Raw genomic sequence first — 16662 nt, 5'->3', positions numbered from 1 at the left:
CCTGACCCGTCGGTAAGAGGAGACTGACCCATGAACCTTCCCAAGATCGATCTGGCGAGCCTGCCCGATCTCAACACGCTGACCGGCCTGTTCGGATCGGCCCGCAAGATGCCCGGCCACGACGACTCGATCCTGGTGCTCGCCACCATCGTCTATGAAACGATGCCCCCCGGCGGCGGCATTATCTGAGCTCGGCGGCCAAGGACGGATAGCAGCAATGCATGTTCACCCTGCCATCGCGGCGTTGCGGAGCGATCGGGCTCCGCAGCGCCAGGCCCAGGCCGCCATGAAGGCGGCGCTCGACGCCTGGCGCGAGGAAACCGGCGTGGCCGGGATGCTTGCCCACTTCGATGCCTTCGGTGCAGGGGCGGCACTGGAGCAGTGCCCCGGCCTCGACGAGCTGTTCACCGGGCAGGGCGCGGCCGAGGCGTTGATCGCCTCGCTGGCCAGACACCTGTGCGGCGCGATTGCCGCCAATCCGCTGGGCCATCCGTCCTTCCGCTATGCCTTCGACGGGTGTACCGGCACCTTGTTGCTGGCCAAGTCCGGCCGCGCGCAGTTGCTGTTGCAATCGCGGGAACCGGGCACGTTCACCTCTCCCTGCGCATCGTTCACCGACGGTCTGCGCTACGATGCCACACTGGCAGGACGGGCCAGGGCCACCATCCTGCGAATCCACGGGCCGCGCGAGCAGGTCAGCTTTGCCGAGGAGGAGATCTCCTTGCAGCAGGGTGTGCGGCTGGCGTTCGATTGCAGTTCCGAAGCGCTAACGACGAGCTGCGTCGAGCAGCGTCTCGTCACCCTGCGGCTGTTGCAGCAGACTGAGCACCCGGAGCCGGGCCGCGAGTATTGCCGCATGACGGGGGAGTTGCGGCACCTGTCTGCCGGATCGCTCGCCATCAGCCGGCGCGAGATGATGGCCGCACTTCTTGGCCGGATGGAGCGGAGCGAAGCCGCGCCGGTGCTGGCGCAGATGGCCCTGGCCCACGACGATGCCTCGCTGCGCTGGCAGGCCCTGCGCGAAAGCCTCGCGCTCGATACGGCTGAAGGATTTGCGGCACTGACGCGGATTGCCCGCCGCACCGATGATCCGCTGTCATCCGATGCCGCCGCGCTTCATGCGCGCCTCGTCGAAGACCATCCCGCCCTGCGCCAGTTGGAGATAGCCTGATGCCCCGCGTAATCGAATATGCCGACGATACCGCCTGCGCGCTGGAGGAATGCCACGCCGCGCTCGACAGCTTCGGCTTCGATCCGCGCGAGGAGGAGAGCCTGCTCCACGCCGCCCACTGGCTGCGCAGGCTCGGCAACAACCGCGATTTCCTGGCCGAGGCCATGCTGGCCGAACTGAAGGACCCCAAGGGCGGCGAGGAGGATGCCTCGGCCTATGGCCCGCAGGTGATCATGCTGTCGCCATTGGGCAGCGAATATTTCATGCGCGCCAATTTCTGGCCCGGCCATGGCGACCACGTGTTTCGCGCTTCGGGCAAGAGTGCCTTCAGCTACGAGCTGCCGCATGACCACAATTTCGACTTCCTCACCGTGGGCTATTTCGGACCGGGCTATGCCTCGGACTATTACGAATACGACTATGACGCGGTGACCGGCGTGGTGGGCGAGAAGGCGGGGCTGCGCTTTATCGAACGCTCCACGCTCGATCCCGGCAAGCTGATGCTTTACCGCGCCCATGTGGACGTGCACTCGCAACTGCCGCCCGAAAGCCTGTCGGTCTCGGTCAACATCATGCATGCCGGCGGTGCCCAGGGCTGGCTCGACCAGTATGCCTTCGATGTGGAGCAGGACCGGATCGCCAGGGTCATCAGTTCGGGCGGCAGCGAGGTTTTCCTGCGGGTGGCCGTGGGGCTGGAACATCCCGACGGGCTGGACCTGGCCGAAAACTTCGCCGCGCACCATGTGAGCGACCGGATGCGGCTGGTGGCGCTGGAGGCCCAGGCGGGCATTCTGCCCCCTGCGGAACGCGATGCCCTGTGGCGGAGGGCTGAGGGTAACGGCAGCCGCCTGGTGGCAGGAGAAGCCACCCGGCGGCGGCGGGAACTGGCAACGGCCTAGAAAATCCCGCCCGCCAGCCGGTCGATCGCGCCTTGCAGGATCACCGCGGCGGCGTGGCTGTCGATCCGTTCCGCCCGCTTGGCGCGGCTGAAATCCTGCGCAATCATCTCGCGTTCGGCCGCAGCGGTGGACCAGCGTTCGTCCCACAGCAGGATCGGCAGGCCCAGCACGGCGAGGTTCTTGGCAAAAGCCCGGCTGGCCTGCGCCCGCGGGCCGGAGCTGCCATCCATGTTGAGCGGCAGGCCGATGACAATACCTTTTACCGACCGCGCCGTCACCAGCGCGGCAATCGCACCCTTGTCGGCGGTGAACTTGGTGCGCGGCAGGGTTTTGCCCGCCGTGGCAAAGCGCCATTCGGGGTCGCACAGGGCGATGCCGATGGTCTTGGTACCGAGGTCGAGGCCGAGCAGCGCGCCGCCTTCTTCTGGCAGCGCGTCGCGAAACTCGATCGCGTTCTCGGTAATCGGCGCGGGGACTAGCGGTTCGGGGTCCATGCGCCCACCCGTCGCACCACGTCGGCCTGCAGGTTCGCCCAGAACAGCGGTATGTCATAGACGTGGTAATTGCTCACCGGCAGGACATAGCTGCCCATTTCCGGCGGATCGCCGATCAGCAGCAGGCCGCGTGCGTCGCACCGTGCGGGTACGGCACCCACCACCAGATCGCCCGTTGTCAGGTCGTCGCTCGGCACCAGTGTGCCCATGTTGGCCGTGGCAGGCGCGGTGCCGTTGATCGAGCCGGTCAGCGGATTGACGCAGAGGATCGGGCTGTCGCCGCGCGGCTCGCCGGTGAAGCCGTCGGTCAGGCGGTATTGCGCCAGCATCATGCCGGGGTCGCCGTTATCGGCAAAGCTTGTCCAGCCCACCAGGCAGCCCGCCTGGTCCACCGTGGCACAGGCGGGGAGCGGCAGGGCGGGCAGGTCGTGCTCGACCGAGATCGGCCAGCCGACCGGATAGGCCGCGGCAATGCGCCCCTCCAGTGCGTTGCCCGCAACCTTCTCGCGCAGCAGGCGCAGTACGTGGACCGCGCCCTGGCTGTGGCCCGCCAGTACGATCGGGGTGGCAGGATCGACCCGACTGACGAAATAGTCGAAGGCCGCGGCCACATCGGCATAGGCGGCGTCCAATGCCTGCTGCGCCTGGTCGGAATCGGACAGGAATGTGCCGAAAGTCGCCTGGCGATAGCGCGGGGCCCAGATCTCGCTCGCCCGGTTAAAGGCGCTGCCCATGCCGCGCACCATCAGCCGGGCGAGGCGCTGCGAATCGGCATCGTCCAGGCCTGCGTTCCAGCGGCGGTTGTCCCAGAAGCTGGTCGGATGAACGAAGAACACCGCGAACTGCGGATAGGCGATGGCCGGTTCGGAAGCGGGCGGAGTAGCAGCAACGGCATCCTCCCCGATTTCTGCCGCCCGCACCTGCGGCTGCCAGCGCGCGGCATCTTCGGGAGCACCCATGCCGGGGCGGGAGAACCACATGGCCGGATCGGCATAGGCATTGGAATCCAGCGCATCAGGCGGCGCGAACTCCGCCGAAGGAACCAGGGCGATCCGCGTCAGCTCGTCGCCATAAAGGCGGAAGGCGAACAGCGCTGCTGCGACCAGGATGATGAGGATTACGATGGTATAAAGGAACTTACGCATCGCGGGGGATCGCCTCTGATTCTGTCTGGTGGTCGCGGGCGAGGCCATCGGCCGCCGCGTTCTTTTCCGACCGGCGTTCCAGCGCAACCTTGATCATCGCCAGCAGCGGATCGGCCAGGAACAGGCCGAGGATGCCGAACAGGATGCCCATGATAAGCTGCATCGCCAGGACCAGCGCGGGGGCAAGGTCCACCGTCTTGCGTGCGATCAGGGGGATGACGACATAGCCATCGAAGGTCTGGACCACGAAATAGACGAAGATCGTGTAGAGTCCCATGTCCACGCCGCCGGAAAAGCCAACCAGGACCATCAGGATGCCGGAAACGAAGGCGCCGATATTGGGAATGAAGGCGAGCAGGCCGGTCAGGATCGATAGCAGCGCGGCCATCGGCACGCCATATGCCGCCAGCATGATATAGGTCAGGATGCCTTCGAACACCATGCCGACCAGCCGCCCGAACATCAGGCGGCGCATGGTAAAGGCCATGCGGCTGACGAGGATGTGGAAATCCGAGCGCTTGTGGGCGGGCATCATCCATGCCACGCCGCGTTCGTAGAGGCGCGGCTCCATCGCCACATAGATGCCGATGATCAGGATCAGCACCACGGTGGTCAGCCCGCCGAGGATGCCGCCCAGCGCGCGGGTAACGGTGCCGAACCCGCTCATCGCCTGGCCGATCAGGCCCTGCACATTGCTGATGTCGATCTGGAAGCCCTGGCTGTCGAGCCAGGCGGCGAACTGCGTCGCCTGGGCTTCGATGATCGCGGGAAACTGGGCGGCTTCGCGCGAGATCTGCGATCCGGCGAACATGACGAGCCAGTACAGGAATGCCACGCTGGCGAGCAGCACGATGGCCACCCGCCACATGCGCCCGATCGGCAGCACGCGCCCCAGCAGACGCGCACCGCCGTCGATCATGGCGGCGAACACCAGGGCGCCAAAGATCACCAGCAGGCTCTGCGAGATATAGACGGTGAGGATCGCAAGGCCCACCATCGCGATCCAGACCGCGGCGCGCTTCACCTCGTGGCGGATCTCGGAACTGGCGATGCGGGTGGGGCTGGCGCCCAGCGCTTCATCTTCCTCTGCACGGGTGCTCATGGCGCGTTTCCTTCGGCAAGCGGCGGGCGCAGGCTGGTCCAGGCGCGATCAGGCCTCAGCGCGGGCCACCATGTCAAGGGATTGAGCGTGGCGCGCCCGTCCAGCGAGAAGGTGATGAACTCCGCCCGCCCGCCGACATCGGCAATGGGGACAGGGCCGCCAAGACCATTGCCGCCATCCAGCCCGGAAGGCGCGCGACTGTCGGCCGAATGGTCGCGGTTGTCGCCCATCAGGAAGATATGGCCATCAGGCACGGTCAGCTCCTCGAAATTGTCGAGCCGCTGCTGGACGTGGTCGATGATGAGATAGGTTGCGCCGTTGGGCAGGGTTTCGCGGTATGTCGGCGGTTCATAGACCTCGCTGCCATCATCAAGACGAACGCGGTAGGGCTCGAACACGTCGAGGCAGGGGCTGGCACTGCCGAAATTGTCGCACAGGTTCTGGTTGTCGGCGGGCAGGCGCACCGGCGGCTCCATGTCCTGTGGCACGGGTTCGCCGTTGAGGATGATCTGTCCATTTACCATGGCGATCCGGTCTCCCGGCAGGGCGACCACGCGCTTGATATAGTCCTCGGCCCGGTCCGGCGGGACCACGATCACCACGTCGCCATATTCGGGCGTATCGGGTGCAATCCGCCAGCTCGACCGGGGCAGGGCATGGAAGCTGGCCGAGACCCACGACCAGCCATAGGGATACTTCGACACCACCAGACGGTCGCCCACCATCAGGCTGGGCACCATACTGGCGCTGGGGATGTAGAACGGCTTGGCAAGGAAGGTGTGGAACGCCAGCACAGCCAGCAGCATCAGGGCAAGGCCGCGCACTTCGGCCCACCAGTTGATACCTTCGCGCTTCTTGATCTCGTCGTCACTCATCGAAAGGGGGCTCATTCGGGCTGGACTTCCAGGATAACGAAGGCCTGGGCCCAGGGGTGATCATCGGTCAGCGTCAAGTGGATTTTCACCGTGTGCCCTTCAGGTGTGAGTTCGGCGAGGCGCTGCGCTGCGCCGCCGGTGAGATGGAGCGTCGGCGCGCCCGATGGGGCATTGACCACGCCGATGTCCTTCATGAACACTCCGCGCTTGAAACCGGTCCCGACCGCCTTGGAAAAGGCCTCCTTGGCGGCGAAGCGCTTGGCATAGGTCCCGGCAATGGTGTGCGGGCGACGTGCGGCCTTGGCGTTCTCCACATCGGTGAACACGCGATTGGTGAACCGCGCGCCATAGCGTTCGAGCGAATTGGCAATCCGCTCGATATTGCACAGGTCGGAGCCGAGGCCGATGATCATGATCTAGCGCGCCGCATCCATCAGGTCGCGCATCCGCCGTACGGCCGCTTCCAGTCCGACGAACACCGCTTCGCCCACCAGGTAATGCCCGATGTTGAGTTCGGCCAGTTGCGGGATGGCCGCTATGGGCTGGACGTTGTCGTAGGTGAGGCCGTGGCCGGCGTGGGGTTCGATGCCATTCTTTACTGCCAGCGCGGCCATGTCGGTCACGCGCTTCAACTCGCGGGCGAGCTTGTCGCGATCCCCGTCGAGCCAGGCGTGGGCATATTCGCCGGTATGGAATTCCACCACCGGGGCATTGAGCCGCATCGCCGCTTCAAGCTGGCGCTCGCTTGCCTCGATGAACAGCGAAACGCGGATGCCCGCATCGGCGAGCCGCGAACAGATCGGCGCGAGCTGGTTGTGCAGGCCTGCGGCATCCAGCCCGCCCTCGGTCGTGCGCTCCTCGCGCTTTTCGGGCACGATGCAGGCGGCGTGGGGTTTGTGGGCCAGCGCAATGGCGAGCATTTCCTCGGTCGCCGCCATTTCGAGGTTCAAGGGCAGGTCGGTTGCTGCCTGGATGCGGCGCAGGTCCTCGTCGCGGATATGGCGGCGGTCTTCGCGCAGGTGTGCGGTGATGCCGTCGCCGCCCACCGCCGCGACGATTTCCGCCGCGCGCACGGGATCGGGATGGTCCCCGCCGCGCGCATTGCGGATCGTGGCGACGTGATCGATGTTCACGCCCAGCCTTAAACGGCTCACGGCACTCACTCCTTGCGGCTGCCGGGCTTGGTAACGGGCAAGGCGGCCAGATCTGCCGGAAGCTCGTCTTCGGCATAGGTCGGGAAATTGATGGCGACGAGCGGGAAGAACGGCACGCCGAGATCGACCGACCCTGCGGAACGATCGACCAGTGCTGCTTCGGCAACGATCTCACCGCCTTCGGCCCGCACGCAATCCATCGCCTCGCGGCTGGACAGGCCGGTGGTCACCACGTCTTCCACCATAAGCACCCTCGCGCCTGCCGGAATGGCAAAGCCGCGGCGCAGTTCGAAAGTGCCGGTGGGCCGTTCTACAAAGATCGCGTCCTTGCCCAGCGCGCGGCCCATTTCGTGCCCGATGATGAGGCCGCCCATGGCGGGCGAGACCACCAGGTCGATCTTCGCGCGCACATCGCGCGGGATGCGCTGCACCAGCGCCAGGGCGAGGCGGGCGGCGCGTTCGGGATTCATCAGAACCCGGGCGCATTGCAGGTAATGGGCCGAGTGGCGGCCCGATGATAGCTTGAAGTGCCCTTCGAGCAGGGCTTGGGAGCCGCGGAATTCGGCCAGCACCTCGTCATCAGTCATGGTTTTGCGAAAGCCTTTCGACAGGTGATCGGGGCGGCGGGACAAAAGCCCTTATCGCCAACTGTGAAAATTCCTCCTAGAAGCGCTTGAGGCACGGGGCAAGCGGGCGTATAGGCCCGCCCAAGATGCCCTAGCCAAGGGTTGAAGGGGCCGCATCGAGCCCGCGTTAGAACGGAAAGCACTGGACTGATGAATTTCGGCGATATCGCCCGCAAGCGGCTGCAATTCCTGGCAATTCTGGCCGCCGGCCTGACTTTCTCCGCGGCTTCCGTGGGCGCCCTGGCGCAAGAAGCGGAATCGGTCGAAGCGCCGGTTGCTGCAATGGTCGAAGGCGCAGCGCCTGATGCCGCAGCGGACCAGGCAGCCACTGCCGCGCCCGCTTTCGAGCATTTCGGACCCGACATGATCAAGGGCCAGCCGATCGCTGCCGAGGACGACATGTGGGCATCGATGGGCTTCCAGGACCAGTATTCCGAAACCGGCAATTATGCTCTGTGGATGCACGATGCGATCCTGATGCCGATCATCACGGTGATCAGCCTGTTCGTGCTCGGCCTGCTCTTGTGGGTGATCGTACGCTTCAACCGCCGCCGCAATCCGGTGGCGTCGAAGACCAGCCACAACACCTTCATCGAGGTAATCTGGACGGTGATCCCGGTCATCATCCTGCTGGTCATCGCTGTCCCGTCGATCCGCCTGCTGGCCGCGCAGTACGAAAGCCCGCCGGAAGACGCGATCACCATCAAGACCAACGGCTACCAGTGGTATTGGGGCTATGAATATGTGGACAACGGTGGGTTCGAGGTGATCTCGAACATGATGCCCGAGGCCGACGCCATTGCGCAGGGTTATCCCGCCCAGCTCGAGGCCGACCGCCGCATGGTCGTGCCGGTCGGCGTGCCGATCCGCATCCAGACCTTCGGGGCCGACGTGATCCACTCGTTCGCTGTGCCCTCACTGTGGTTCAAGCTCGATGCCGTGCCCGGCCGCATCAACGAGAAGGTGTTGATCGTCGAGGAAGAAGGCATCTATTACGGTCAGTGCATGGAACTGTGCGGTGCACGCCATGCCTATATGCCGATCGCGCTCGAAGCGCGCAGCCTGGAAGACTATAACGCCTGGGTGCTGTCGCAGCCGGGCGGGGTGATCGCCCATGCCGAAGCCGAAGTCGTTCCGGCCGCCGAAGTGGCTGAAGAGCCGCTTCCGGCTGCCGAAGCGCCGGCAGTTTGAGCTGTTCGCCTGATCCGTTTTTGACATACCGATTTTACTGACCAAGGGTCCGAGAGAAACATGGCCACTACCGCTGAAGGCTTCGACGCTCACCACGACGATCACGCCGCGCATGATCACCACGATCACAAGCCGGGGTTCTTCGCGCGCTGGTTCATGTCCACCAACCATAAGGACATTGGCACACTCTACCTGATCTTCGCGATTTTCGCGGGTATCATCGGTGGTGCCATTTCGGGCCTGATGCGCTGGGAACTGGCCGAACCGGGCTTGCAGATCATGGGCCAGGTCGTCGAATTCATGGGCGGCGCAGGCACCTTCGATGAACAGGGCCACATGTGGAACGTGCTGATCACGGCCCACGGCCTGATCATGGTGTTCTTCATGGTTATGCCGGCCATGATCGGCGGCTTCGGCAACTGGTTCGTGCCGCTGATGATCGGCGCGCCCGACATGGCCTTCCCGCGCATGAACAACATCTCGTTCTGGCTGACGGTCGCGGGCTTCATCTCGCTGATGTTCAGCGCCTTCGTGCCGGGCGGTATCGGTAATGGCGCGGGCGTGGGCTGGACGGTCTATGCCCCGCTTTCCACCACCTTCTCGCAAGGCCCGGCGGTCGATTTCGCGATCTTCTCGCTCCACCTCGCGGGCGCAGGCTCGATCCTGGGTGCGACCAACTTCATCACCACCATCTTCAATATGCGTGCCCCGGGCATGACGCTGCACAAGATGCCGCTGTTCGTGTGGTCGGTGCTGGTGACCGCCTTCCTGCTGCTGCTGGCCCTGCCGGTGCTGGCTGCTGCCATCACCATGCTGCTGACCGACCGCAACTTCGGCACCACCTTCTACGATCCCGCCGGTGGCGGTGACCCGATCCTGTACCAGCACCTGTTCTGGTTCTTCGGCCACCCCGAGGTCTACATCATGATCCTGCCGGGCTTCGGCATGATTTCGCAGATCGTGGCGACCTTCAGCCGCAAGCCGGTGTTCGGCTATCTCGGCATGGCCTATGCCATGGTCGCGATCGGCGTGGTCGGCTTTATCGTCTGGGCGCACCACATGTATACCGTGGGCCTCGACGTAAACACGAAGATGTATTTCACCGCAGCGACCATGGTGATCGCGGTGCCGACCGGCATCAAGATCTTCAGCTGGATTGCAACGATGTGGGGCGGCTCGATCGAGTTCAAGAGCCCGATGGTCTGGGCCATGGGCTTCATTTTCCTGTTCACCGTGGGCGGCGTGACCGGCGTGGTCTTGGCCAACGGCGGCGTGGACGACAACCTGCACGACACCTACTATGTGGTCGCGCACTTCCACTATGTGCTGTCGCTGGGCGCGGTTACCTCGATCTTTGCCGGCTGGTACTACTGGTTCCCCAAGATGTCGGGCCGGATGCACAGCGAATTCCTGTCGCACCTGCACTTCTGGGTGTTCTTCATCGGCGTGAACCTGATCTTCTTCCCGATGCACTTCCTGGGCCTGCAGGGCATGGCGCGCCGTTATCCGGACTATACGCCCGCCTTCACCTACTGGAACGAGATCGCCACCATTGGCTATATCGTGATGGCGGCCTCGATGGTGATCTTCTTCGTCAACATGGCCTATGCCCTGATTGCCGGTAAGAAGGCCGAAGCCAACTACTGGGGCGAAGGCGCGACGACGCTCGAATGGAGCCTGTCGAGCCCGCCGCCGTTCCACCAGTTCGAGACCCTGCCGGTGATCGAAGACCATCATTCGGCCGACGACCACATTAGCCCTGCACCTGCGCGGGCGTGAACTTAGGCCCCCTTCCGCCGGTGGCGGGAGGGGGTTTTGACATTATGACCCAAGCCCCGACGCCTCTTGCCGCAGCGCCTGCCGCTGCCACGATGCCAGCCGAATGGCGCGACTTCTACGCGCTGACCAAGCCGCGCGTGATGAGCCTGGTGGTGTTCACCGGGCTGTGCGGCCTCTTGGCGGCACCGGGTTCGATCCACCCGATCATCGGCTTCACCGCGGTGCTGTGTATTGCGCTCGGCGCAGGCGGGGCCGCTGCGCTCAACCAGTGGTGGGAGGCCGATCTCGATGCCGGCATGAAGCGCACTGCGCAGCGCCCGCTGCCTCTCAAGAAGATGCGCCGCGAGGATGCGCGCGATTTCGGCCTGCTGCTGTCAGGCGCGTCGATCATGGTGATGGGCTTGGCCGTGCACTGGCTGGCGGCCATTATCCTGGCCATTTCGATCTTCTACTATGCCGTGGTCTATACCATCTGGCTCAAGCCGCGCACGCCGCAGAACATCGTCATCGGTGGCGGGGCAGGGGCCTTTCCGCCGCTGATCGGCTGGGTCGCGGTAACGGGCGACATCACCGCCATGCCGCTGCTGCTGTTCGCCATTATCTTCGTGTGGACCCCACCGCATTTCTGGGCGCTCGCGCTGTTCGTGCAAACCGATTACGCCCGCGTCGGCATCCCGATGATGCCGGTCGTGGCGGGCGAGAAAAGCACGCGGCGGCAGATCCTGGCCTATTCGGTGCTGCTGCTGGCTGTCAGCCTGCTGCCCTGGGCGATCGGCGGGACCGGCGCCATCTATGGTGTCTCGGCGCTGGTGCTGTCCGCGCTGTTCCTCGCCCTGTCGCTGCCGGTGGCCTTCCGCATGGCCGCGCCCGACGATGCGATGAAGCCGGAAAAGCGGCTGTTCGCCTGGTCCGTCATCTATCTCTTTGCGCTGTTCACCGCGCTGGTTGCCGACAGGATGATCTTGACATGACGCCCGAGGAAAAAGCCGAATTCATGCGCCGCCGCAAGGGCCGCAACATTGCGCTGGGGCTGGTGCTAGGCGGCTTCGTGCTGCTATTCTACCTCATCACTATAGTAAGGGTGGGCGACTGATGGCGACGATGGTCCTCGAACAGCGCAACCGGCGCACCATGGTCATGGCATTCGGCATGGCACTGGCCATGCTCGGGCTCGGTTTTGCCGCCGTGCCGCTCTACGATCTGTTCTGCCGCGTGACCGGCTTTGGCGGCACCACCCAGGTGGCGACCGAGGCCGAGGCCGACATCGCCCAGCGCATGGCCGCCAGCGCCGGCGGACGCGAGTTCTCGATCCGCTTCGATGCCAACACGGCCAGCAACATGCCGTGGGAGTTTCGCCCCCTGCAGGTGACCGACCGCGTGTCCATCGGCCAGCGGGACATGGCGACATACGTTGCCCGCAACAATTCCGACGTGCCGATCACCGGCACGGCCACGTTCAATGTGGAGCCGGAGCAGGCGGGGCGCTATTTTAACAAGATCCAGTGCTTCTGCTTCACCGAACAGACCCTGCAGCCGGGCCAGGAAGTCCGCATGCCGGTGCTCTATTTCGTCGATCCGGCAGTGCTGGACGATCCGAACATGGAACGTGTGCAGCAGATCACCCTGTCTTACACATTCCACCGTGCAAAATCCGATTCATAGCCACTGGACCCTTGAGCGGGTGCGCTCTAAGGGCTGACGAAACGACTAACCAGGACTTGAGAACATGGCCGGCGCCAAGAACCACGAATACCACATTCTCGATCCCGATATCTGGCCGCTGATCGGCGCCCTTTCGGGCCTCGTTTTCACGACCGGGTTGGTGCTCTACATGCACGAGATGACGGGCGGCCACATGGTGCTCGGCCTCGGCCTCGCGGGCCTGATCGCCACTTTCTGGGGCTGGTTCTCCAAGATCGTGAACGAAGCGCAGCGCGGAGATCATACGCCGGTGGTGCAGTTGCACATGCGCTACGGCATGATCCTTTTCATCGCTTCGGAAGTGATGTTCTTCGTCGGCTGGTTCTGGTCGTGGTTCGATTTCGCCCTGTTCCCCGCGCCGATCCAGATCGTGGACGGGTTCGCCACCAATTTGATCGGGCAGGAAGGCGCCGCCGCGCTGGAGAAGTTCCCGCACGAAGGCATCTATGTCCTCGATCCGTTCGACCTGCCGCTGCTCAACACGCTGATCCTGCTGTGTTCGGGCACCACGGTTACCTGGGCGCACCACTCGCTGATTCACGGCGACCGTGAAGGGCTGAAGAAGGGCCTGTGGGCCACCATCGCGCTCGGTGTGCTGTTCAGCGCCATCCAGGCCTATGAATACAGCCATGCAAGCTTCGGCTTCGGCGGCAATGCCTACAGCTCGGCCTTCTACATGGCGACGGGGTTCCACGGGTTCCACGTGATCGTCGGAACCATCTTCCTCGCGGTTTGCCTTGGCCGCGTGTACAAGGGCCACTTCACCCCGCGCCAGCACTTCGGTTTCGAAGCGGCAGCCTGGTACTGGCACTTCGTGGACGTGGTGTGGCTGTTCCTGTTCATCAGCGTTTACGTGTGGGGCGGCTGGGGCGCGCCGATCCATTGAGCACGCGGTAAATCGGCTGATGCCGGGCTGCGAACGGCCACCATTCGCGCTTCCGGTGCTCACGGCCCAAAAGGCCGCTGCGCTCCGGTTCACGAATGGCAGCCATTCTCGCTCCGGCCTGAGCCGATTTCCCGCATGCTCTGGAGAGCCCTTTTGACCGACCATTCCAACACATCGAAGGGGCAGCCCGGTTTGGCCGAGGCTGCCCTTTTCGGTCTTTGCCCCCGCTGCGGCGGCAAGACTCTGTTCGCCGACGTAGCGAAGTTCTCTGACCGCTGCGGTGCCTGCGGCCTCGACTATTCGCGCTTCAACGTGGGTGATGGCCCGGCGGCCTTCCTGACGCTGGGCGTGGGCGCGTTGGTGGTGGGGCTGGCGCTGTGGGTGGAACTGGCGCTCGCGCCGCCATTCTGGGTCCACATCGTCCTGTGGCTGCCGCTGATCGTTATACTGGTCGTTGCTAGCCTGCGCTTTACCAAGGGCGCGCTGCTGGTGCGCGAATTCCAGTCCCGCGCCGAGGAACACCGGCATGATGGGAGCGACCTGTCGTGAACTGGCGCAAGGTTCCTGTCATCCCCACGATCGTGGTGGCCATAGTGGTGCTCGCTTGTATCCGGTTTGGCTTTTGGCAAATCGATCGCGCTATCGAACGTGACGCTAGCAAGGTGTTGATGCAGGAAAGGCTCGCTCTGCCGCCCCTGACAATCGGGGGCGCGGTACCCAGCGAAGTCGAATCGCTCTATTATCGCCAACTTGCTGCAACGTGTGCAGAAGTTCTCGGATGGGAGGTATCTAGCGGCAGTTCTGCAGATCAGGGGGCCGGCTGGCGATATGTTGCCAGTTGCCTGGCGCCTGATGGCAGTTCGCAATTTTCGGTCGATATGGGTGTGAGCAAGAGGCCTGACCTCAGCCCCGCCTGGGCTGGCGGCCAGGTTGAAGGTCGTGGTCGGTCACTGCCAGACACGCGACCGATCTCGCAAAGAATGTTGGATGAGCCTGAAGCCCAGGGTCTTATGATTGTGGCACAGACACCGGCGCCCGGGCTCAGCGCTTCGAAGCAGCCGGATCCCTCGGATGAGGAGAACACCTCCTGGTCCTACGCCGGGCAGTGGTTCTTCTTCGCGCTGACGGCGCTGGTCATATACATACTGGCCTTGCGCCGCCGCGGGCGCTAGGCGCACCAGCGCTATGGAATATATCTCGACCAGGGGCAGCGCCGGGGCGCTCGATTTCGAAGGCGTCACGCTGGCGGGCCTCGCGCCCGATGGCGGGCTCTATGTGCCGCGCGACTATCCGCGCTTCAGCGAAGCCGAGATCGCCGCCATGCGCGGCCTTCCCTACGCCGAACTCGCCGTGCGGGTGATGCTGCCCTTCGTGACGCCCAGCTTGTCAGAGGACGAGCTGCGCAAGCTGTGCCAGCAGGCCTATGGCCGGTTCAGCCACGAAGCCGTGACGCCGCTCAAGCAGTTCGACCAGCAGCACTGGTTGCTCGAACTGTTCCACGGCCCGACACTGGCGTTCAAGGACGTGGCGCTGCAACTGCTGGGCGGGCTGTTCGAGCATTTCCTGGCGAAGAACCACGATCACCTGACCATCGTCGGCGCGACCAGCGGCGACACCGGCAGCGCGGCGATTGATGGCGTGGCCGGACGCGACCGGATCGATATCTTCATGCTCCACCCCAAGGGCCGGGTGAGCGACGTGCAGCGCCGCCAGATGACCACGGTGCTCAGCCCCAATGTGCACAACATCGCCATCGAGGGCAGCTTCGACGATGCCCAGGCCATGGTGAAGCGCATGTTCAACGATGCGGCAATCGCCTCGTCGTTGGGGGGCCGCTTCCGCATCACGGCGGTCAATTCGATCAACTGGGCGCGGTTGATGGCGCAGGTGGTCTATTACTTCGCCGCCGCGCTGCAACTGGGCGCGCCGGAGCGCAAGGTGGCCTTCAGTGTGCCGACCGGCAACTTCGGTGATGTGTTTGCCGGCTATGTCGCCAGCCGCATGGGACTGCCGATCGAGCAGCTTATCGTGGCGACCAATGTCAACGACATCCTCCACCGCGCCCTGTCGAGCGGCGACTATTCGGCCGGTACCGTCACCGAAACCGCTGCCCCCTCGATGGACATCCAAGTGTCGAGCAATTTCGAGCGCCTGCTGTTCGACATGGGCGGGCGTGATGGCGCGGCCATGGCGGCGCAGATGCGCGGGTTCGAGGCGAGCAAGGCCATGCAGCTTACCAATGCTCAGCGTGAAGGCGCCTCCGCCCTGTTCACCTCGGCCCGCTGCGATGCCGACGAGATGAACCGCGCGATGGCCTGGGCCAAGGACCATTGCGGCGAGGTGATCGACCCGCACACCGCCATCGGCCTCCACGCCGCGCGCCATGCGGGGATCGATCCGGCGGTGCCCGTCGTCACGCTGGCCACCGCGCATCCGGCCAAGTTCCGCGATGCGGTGGAACGCGCCACCGGCCAGCGCCCGCCGCTGCCCGCCCGCATGGGCGACCTGTTCGAGCGGGAGGAAAGCTTCACCGAGCTGCCGGGCGATTATGATGCCGTCGCCGCCTATGTGACAAGCCACGCAACCGAAAGCGCCTAATGGCTGAGGTCGCCACCCAGCCACTGGTGATGGAAGGCGCAGGCTGGGCCGACTATGGCCTGGTGGACAGCGGCCACGGGCGCAAGCTGGAACGCTATGGCAAGTACCGCTTCATCCGCCCCGAACCGCAGGCCATGTGGTCACCCCGGCAGAAGGAATGGCAGGCCCACGCCGAATTCGTGCCTGGTTCGGACGAGGATGGCGGCGGGCGCTGGCAATTCCTGAAGGACGTGCCGCGCGATGGCTGGCCGCTGGCATGGAACGAAGCGAAGTTCACCGCCCAGTGCACCCCCTTCCGCCACCTCGGCTTTTTCCCAGACATGGCACCCGTGTGGGACTGGATGCGCGGACGCCTCAGCGATCCTCCCCGGCACGGGGAGGGGGACCATGCACAGCATGGTGGAGGGGCAACCGACGGGCGCGCGCCTCCACCACCTTCGGTGGTCCCCCTCCCCCACGGGGGAGGATTTTCCACCCTCAACCTGTTCGGCTATACCGGCGTTGGTAGCCTCGCGCTCAGCCAGTGCGGGCCGGTCACCCACGTCGATGCCAGCAAGAAATCGGTTGCCCAGGCGCGCGAGAATGCGGCGCTGTCGGGAATGACCGATCGCCCGATCCGCTGGCTGGTGGACGATGCGGGCAAGTTCACCGCGCGCGAAGTGCGGCGCGGCAAGCGCTATGACGGGATCATCCTCGATCCGCCCAAGTTCGGGCGCGGTCCCGACGGCGAGGTCTGGCGGCTGGAGGAAGGCCTGCCCGGCCTTGTCGCCGATTGCCGCCGCCTGCTCGATGCCGACAGCCGCTTCCTGTTCCTCACGGTTTATGCCGTGCGCATGTCGTCGCTCGCCATTGGCGGATTGCTCGCAGAAGCCCTGGCCGACCTTCCCGGCACGATCGAGCATGGCGACCTGGCGGTGCGTGAGGATGGGCAGGATGGCCGCCTGCTGCCCACCGCGATCTTTGCCCGCTGGCGGGGCACTTGATCGCGGGCAATTGCCGCTTCCGACCCGAGGCCCACAAGCCTATGATCGCAGAGTACCA

20 protein-coding genes are annotated in these 16662 nt (G+C 64.6%); 13 read left to right on the top strand and 7 right to left on the bottom strand.

All coding sequences use genetic code 11. From position 1 onward, the window contains the following. The first annotated feature begins 30 nt into the window (after positions 1 to 30). From M3P36_RS06410 to M3P36_RS06400, 3 genes are read left to right on the top strand one after another with little or no spacing between them, the layout of a single operon-like run. Positions 31 to 189, top strand: a complete 159-nt coding sequence (locus tag M3P36_RS06410) for a hypothetical protein (protein ID WP_249702424.1) — start codon at positions 31 to 33, stop codon at positions 187 to 189. A gap of 28 nt (positions 190 to 217) precedes the next feature. Beyond that, on the top strand, positions 218 to 1171 hold the full coding sequence (locus tag M3P36_RS06405) for a hypothetical protein (protein ID WP_249702423.1): 954 nt from the start codon (positions 218 to 220) through the stop codon (positions 1169 to 1171). Further along, entirely contained in the window at positions 1171 to 2070 is a 900-nt protein-coding gene (locus tag M3P36_RS06400; RefSeq protein WP_249702422.1) for a transposase, read from the top strand. Before M3P36_RS06405 ends, M3P36_RS06400 begins: the two co-directional genes overlap by 1 nt. On the opposite strand, the gene ruvX is transcribed toward M3P36_RS06400, so the two are convergent. Genes ruvX through pyrE form a run of 7 tightly spaced genes read right to left on the bottom strand, consistent with a single transcriptional unit; the run spans position 2067 to position 7427 of the window. Next, on the bottom strand, positions 2067 to 2564 hold the full coding sequence (gene ruvX, locus M3P36_RS06395; protein WP_249702421.1) for a Holliday junction resolvase RuvX: 498 nt from the start codon (positions 2562 to 2564) through the stop codon (positions 2067 to 2069). The two genes, M3P36_RS06400 and ruvX, sit on opposite strands and share 4 nt — an antisense overlap. Beyond that, positions 2546 to 3709, bottom strand: coding sequence for a DUF3089 domain-containing protein (locus M3P36_RS06390; RefSeq protein WP_249702420.1), 1164 nt, complete (start codon positions 3707 to 3709; stop codon positions 2546 to 2548). Before M3P36_RS06390 ends, ruvX begins: the two co-directional genes overlap by 19 nt. Next, positions 3702 to 4811, bottom strand: a complete 1110-nt coding sequence (locus M3P36_RS06385) for an AI-2E family transporter (protein ID WP_249702419.1) — start codon at positions 4809 to 4811, stop codon at positions 3702 to 3704. Before M3P36_RS06385 ends, M3P36_RS06390 begins: the two co-directional genes overlap by 8 nt. Then, positions 4808 to 5686 carry a signal peptidase I gene (gene lepB / locus M3P36_RS06380; RefSeq protein WP_249702418.1) on the bottom strand — a complete coding sequence of 293 codons (879 nt, stop codon included), beginning with the start codon at positions 5684 to 5686 and terminating at the stop codon, positions 4808 to 4810. The genes M3P36_RS06385 and lepB overlap by 4 nt, the downstream gene beginning before the upstream one ends. Before the next feature lie 11 nt (positions 5687 to 5697). Beyond that, entirely contained in the window at positions 5698 to 6099 is a 402-nt protein-coding gene (acpS, locus tag M3P36_RS06375; RefSeq protein ID WP_249702417.1) for a holo-ACP synthase, read from the bottom strand. Positions 6100 to 6102: 3 nt separating this feature from the next. Then, complete coding sequence (locus M3P36_RS06370; protein WP_249702416.1) at positions 6103 to 6849, bottom strand: pyridoxine 5'-phosphate synthase; 747 nt, start codon at positions 6847 to 6849, stop codon at positions 6103 to 6105. Beyond that, entirely contained in the window at positions 6846 to 7427 is a 582-nt protein-coding gene (gene pyrE / locus M3P36_RS06365; RefSeq protein ID WP_249702415.1) for an orotate phosphoribosyltransferase, read from the bottom strand. The genes M3P36_RS06370 and pyrE overlap by 4 nt, the downstream gene beginning before the upstream one ends. 189 nt (positions 7428 to 7616) lie before the next feature. Here pyrE and coxB point away from each other — a divergent pair, with 189 nt between their 5' ends. The 10 genes from coxB (at position 7617) to M3P36_RS06320 (ending at position 16604) form a co-directional block, all read left to right on the top strand. After that, positions 7617 to 8657: a cytochrome c oxidase subunit II gene (gene coxB / locus M3P36_RS06360; RefSeq protein WP_249702414.1), complete on the top strand. Its 1041-nt coding sequence runs from the start codon at positions 7617 to 7619 to the stop codon at positions 8655 to 8657. Between the two features lie 60 nt (positions 8658 to 8717). Next, positions 8718 to 10436 (top strand): cytochrome c oxidase subunit I, encoded by a 1719-nt coding sequence (gene ctaD / locus M3P36_RS06355; protein ID WP_249702413.1) that lies wholly within the window; start codon positions 8718 to 8720, stop codon positions 10434 to 10436. A 44-nt stretch (positions 10437 to 10480) separates the two neighbouring features. Then, the gene (locus tag M3P36_RS06350; RefSeq protein ID WP_249702412.1) at positions 10481 to 11407 is read left to right on the top strand and encodes a heme o synthase; all 927 of its coding nucleotides are present in this window, start codon (positions 10481 to 10483) and stop codon (positions 11405 to 11407) included. Next, entirely contained in the window at positions 11404 to 11529 is a 126-nt protein-coding gene (locus M3P36_RS15155; RefSeq protein ID WP_283773360.1) for a cytochrome c oxidase system small membrane protein, read from the top strand. Before M3P36_RS06350 ends, M3P36_RS15155 begins: the two co-directional genes overlap by 4 nt. Continuing rightward, positions 11529 to 12098: a cytochrome c oxidase assembly protein gene (locus tag M3P36_RS06345; RefSeq protein ID WP_249702411.1), complete on the top strand. Its 570-nt coding sequence runs from the start codon at positions 11529 to 11531 to the stop codon at positions 12096 to 12098. Before M3P36_RS15155 ends, M3P36_RS06345 begins: the two co-directional genes overlap by 1 nt. Before the next feature lie 64 nt (positions 12099 to 12162). Then, positions 12163 to 13023: a cytochrome c oxidase subunit 3 gene (locus M3P36_RS06340; RefSeq protein ID WP_249702410.1), complete on the top strand. Its 861-nt coding sequence runs from the start codon at positions 12163 to 12165 to the stop codon at positions 13021 to 13023. A 153-nt stretch (positions 13024 to 13176) separates the two neighbouring features. Next, positions 13177 to 13572 (top strand): DUF983 domain-containing protein, encoded by a 396-nt coding sequence (locus tag M3P36_RS06335; protein WP_502798366.1) that lies wholly within the window; start codon positions 13177 to 13179, stop codon positions 13570 to 13572. Continuing rightward, a complete protein-coding gene (locus M3P36_RS06330; RefSeq protein WP_249702408.1) occupies positions 13569 to 14195 on the top strand; it encodes an SURF1 family cytochrome oxidase biogenesis protein in 627 nt (208 codons plus the stop codon). Before M3P36_RS06335 ends, M3P36_RS06330 begins: the two co-directional genes overlap by 4 nt. A gap of 13 nt (positions 14196 to 14208) precedes the next feature. Further along, positions 14209 to 15621: a threonine synthase gene (thrC, locus tag M3P36_RS06325; protein WP_249702407.1), complete on the top strand. Its 1413-nt coding sequence runs from the start codon at positions 14209 to 14211 to the stop codon at positions 15619 to 15621. Continuing rightward, a complete protein-coding gene (locus M3P36_RS06320) occupies positions 15621 to 16604 on the top strand; it encodes a class I SAM-dependent rRNA methyltransferase (protein WP_249702406.1) in 984 nt (327 codons plus the stop codon). The genes thrC and M3P36_RS06320 overlap by 1 nt, the downstream gene beginning before the upstream one ends. The last annotated feature ends 58 nt before the right edge of the window (positions 16605 to 16662 follow it).

Origin of the sequence: Altererythrobacter sp. KTW20L (assembly GCF_023501975.1) — a bacterium.
Classification (GTDB): domain Bacteria; phylum Pseudomonadota; class Alphaproteobacteria; order Sphingomonadales; family Sphingomonadaceae; genus Alteraurantiacibacter.
The sequence above is the reverse complement of the archived record's forward strand: the minus strand, read 5'-3'. Positions and strand labels throughout refer to the sequence as shown.

Bases quoted from the DNA above. Each gene is read 5' to 3' on its own strand.
- M3P36_RS15155 (WP_283773360.1), top strand. From the start codon at position 11,404: ATGACGCCCGAGGAAAAAGCCGAATTCATGCGCCGCCGCAAGGGCCGC.
- lepB (WP_249702418.1), bottom strand. From the start codon at position 5,686: ATGAGTGACGACGAGATCAAGAAGCGCGAAGGTATCAACTGGTGGGCC.
- pyrE (WP_249702415.1), bottom strand. From the start codon at position 7,427: ATGACTGATGACGAGGTGCTGGCCGAATTCCGCGGCTCCCAAGCCCTG.
- M3P36_RS06400 (WP_249702422.1), top strand. From the start codon at position 1,171: ATGCCCCGCGTAATCGAATATGCCGACGATACCGCCTGCGCGCTGGAG.
- thrC (WP_249702407.1), top strand. From the start codon at position 14,209: ATGGAATATATCTCGACCAGGGGCAGCGCCGGGGCGCTCGATTTCGAA.
- coxB (WP_249702414.1), top strand. From the start codon at position 7,617: ATGAATTTCGGCGATATCGCCCGCAAGCGGCTGCAATTCCTGGCAATT.
- M3P36_RS06345 (WP_249702411.1), top strand. From the start codon at position 11,529: ATGGCGACGATGGTCCTCGAACAGCGCAACCGGCGCACCATGGTCATG.
- M3P36_RS06385 (WP_249702419.1), bottom strand. From the start codon at position 4,811: ATGAGCACCCGTGCAGAGGAAGATGAAGCGCTGGGCGCCAGCCCCACC.
- ctaD (WP_249702413.1), top strand. From the start codon at position 8,718: ATGGCCACTACCGCTGAAGGCTTCGACGCTCACCACGACGATCACGCC.
- M3P36_RS06340 (WP_249702410.1), top strand. From the start codon at position 12,163: ATGGCCGGCGCCAAGAACCACGAATACCACATTCTCGATCCCGATATC.
- M3P36_RS06350 (WP_249702412.1), top strand. From the start codon at position 10,481: ATGACCCAAGCCCCGACGCCTCTTGCCGCAGCGCCTGCCGCTGCCACG.
- M3P36_RS06390 (WP_249702420.1), bottom strand. From the start codon at position 3,709: ATGCGTAAGTTCCTTTATACCATCGTAATCCTCATCATCCTGGTCGCA.
- M3P36_RS06320 (WP_249702406.1), top strand. From the start codon at position 15,621: ATGGCTGAGGTCGCCACCCAGCCACTGGTGATGGAAGGCGCAGGCTGG.
- M3P36_RS06410 (WP_249702424.1), top strand. From the start codon at position 31: ATGAACCTTCCCAAGATCGATCTGGCGAGCCTGCCCGATCTCAACACG.
- ruvX (WP_249702421.1), bottom strand. From the start codon at position 2,564: ATGGACCCCGAACCGCTAGTCCCCGCGCCGATTACCGAGAACGCGATC.
- acpS (WP_249702417.1), bottom strand. From the start codon at position 6,099: ATGATCATCGGCCTCGGCTCCGACCTGTGCAATATCGAGCGGATTGCC.
- M3P36_RS06405 (WP_249702423.1), top strand. From the start codon at position 218: ATGCATGTTCACCCTGCCATCGCGGCGTTGCGGAGCGATCGGGCTCCG.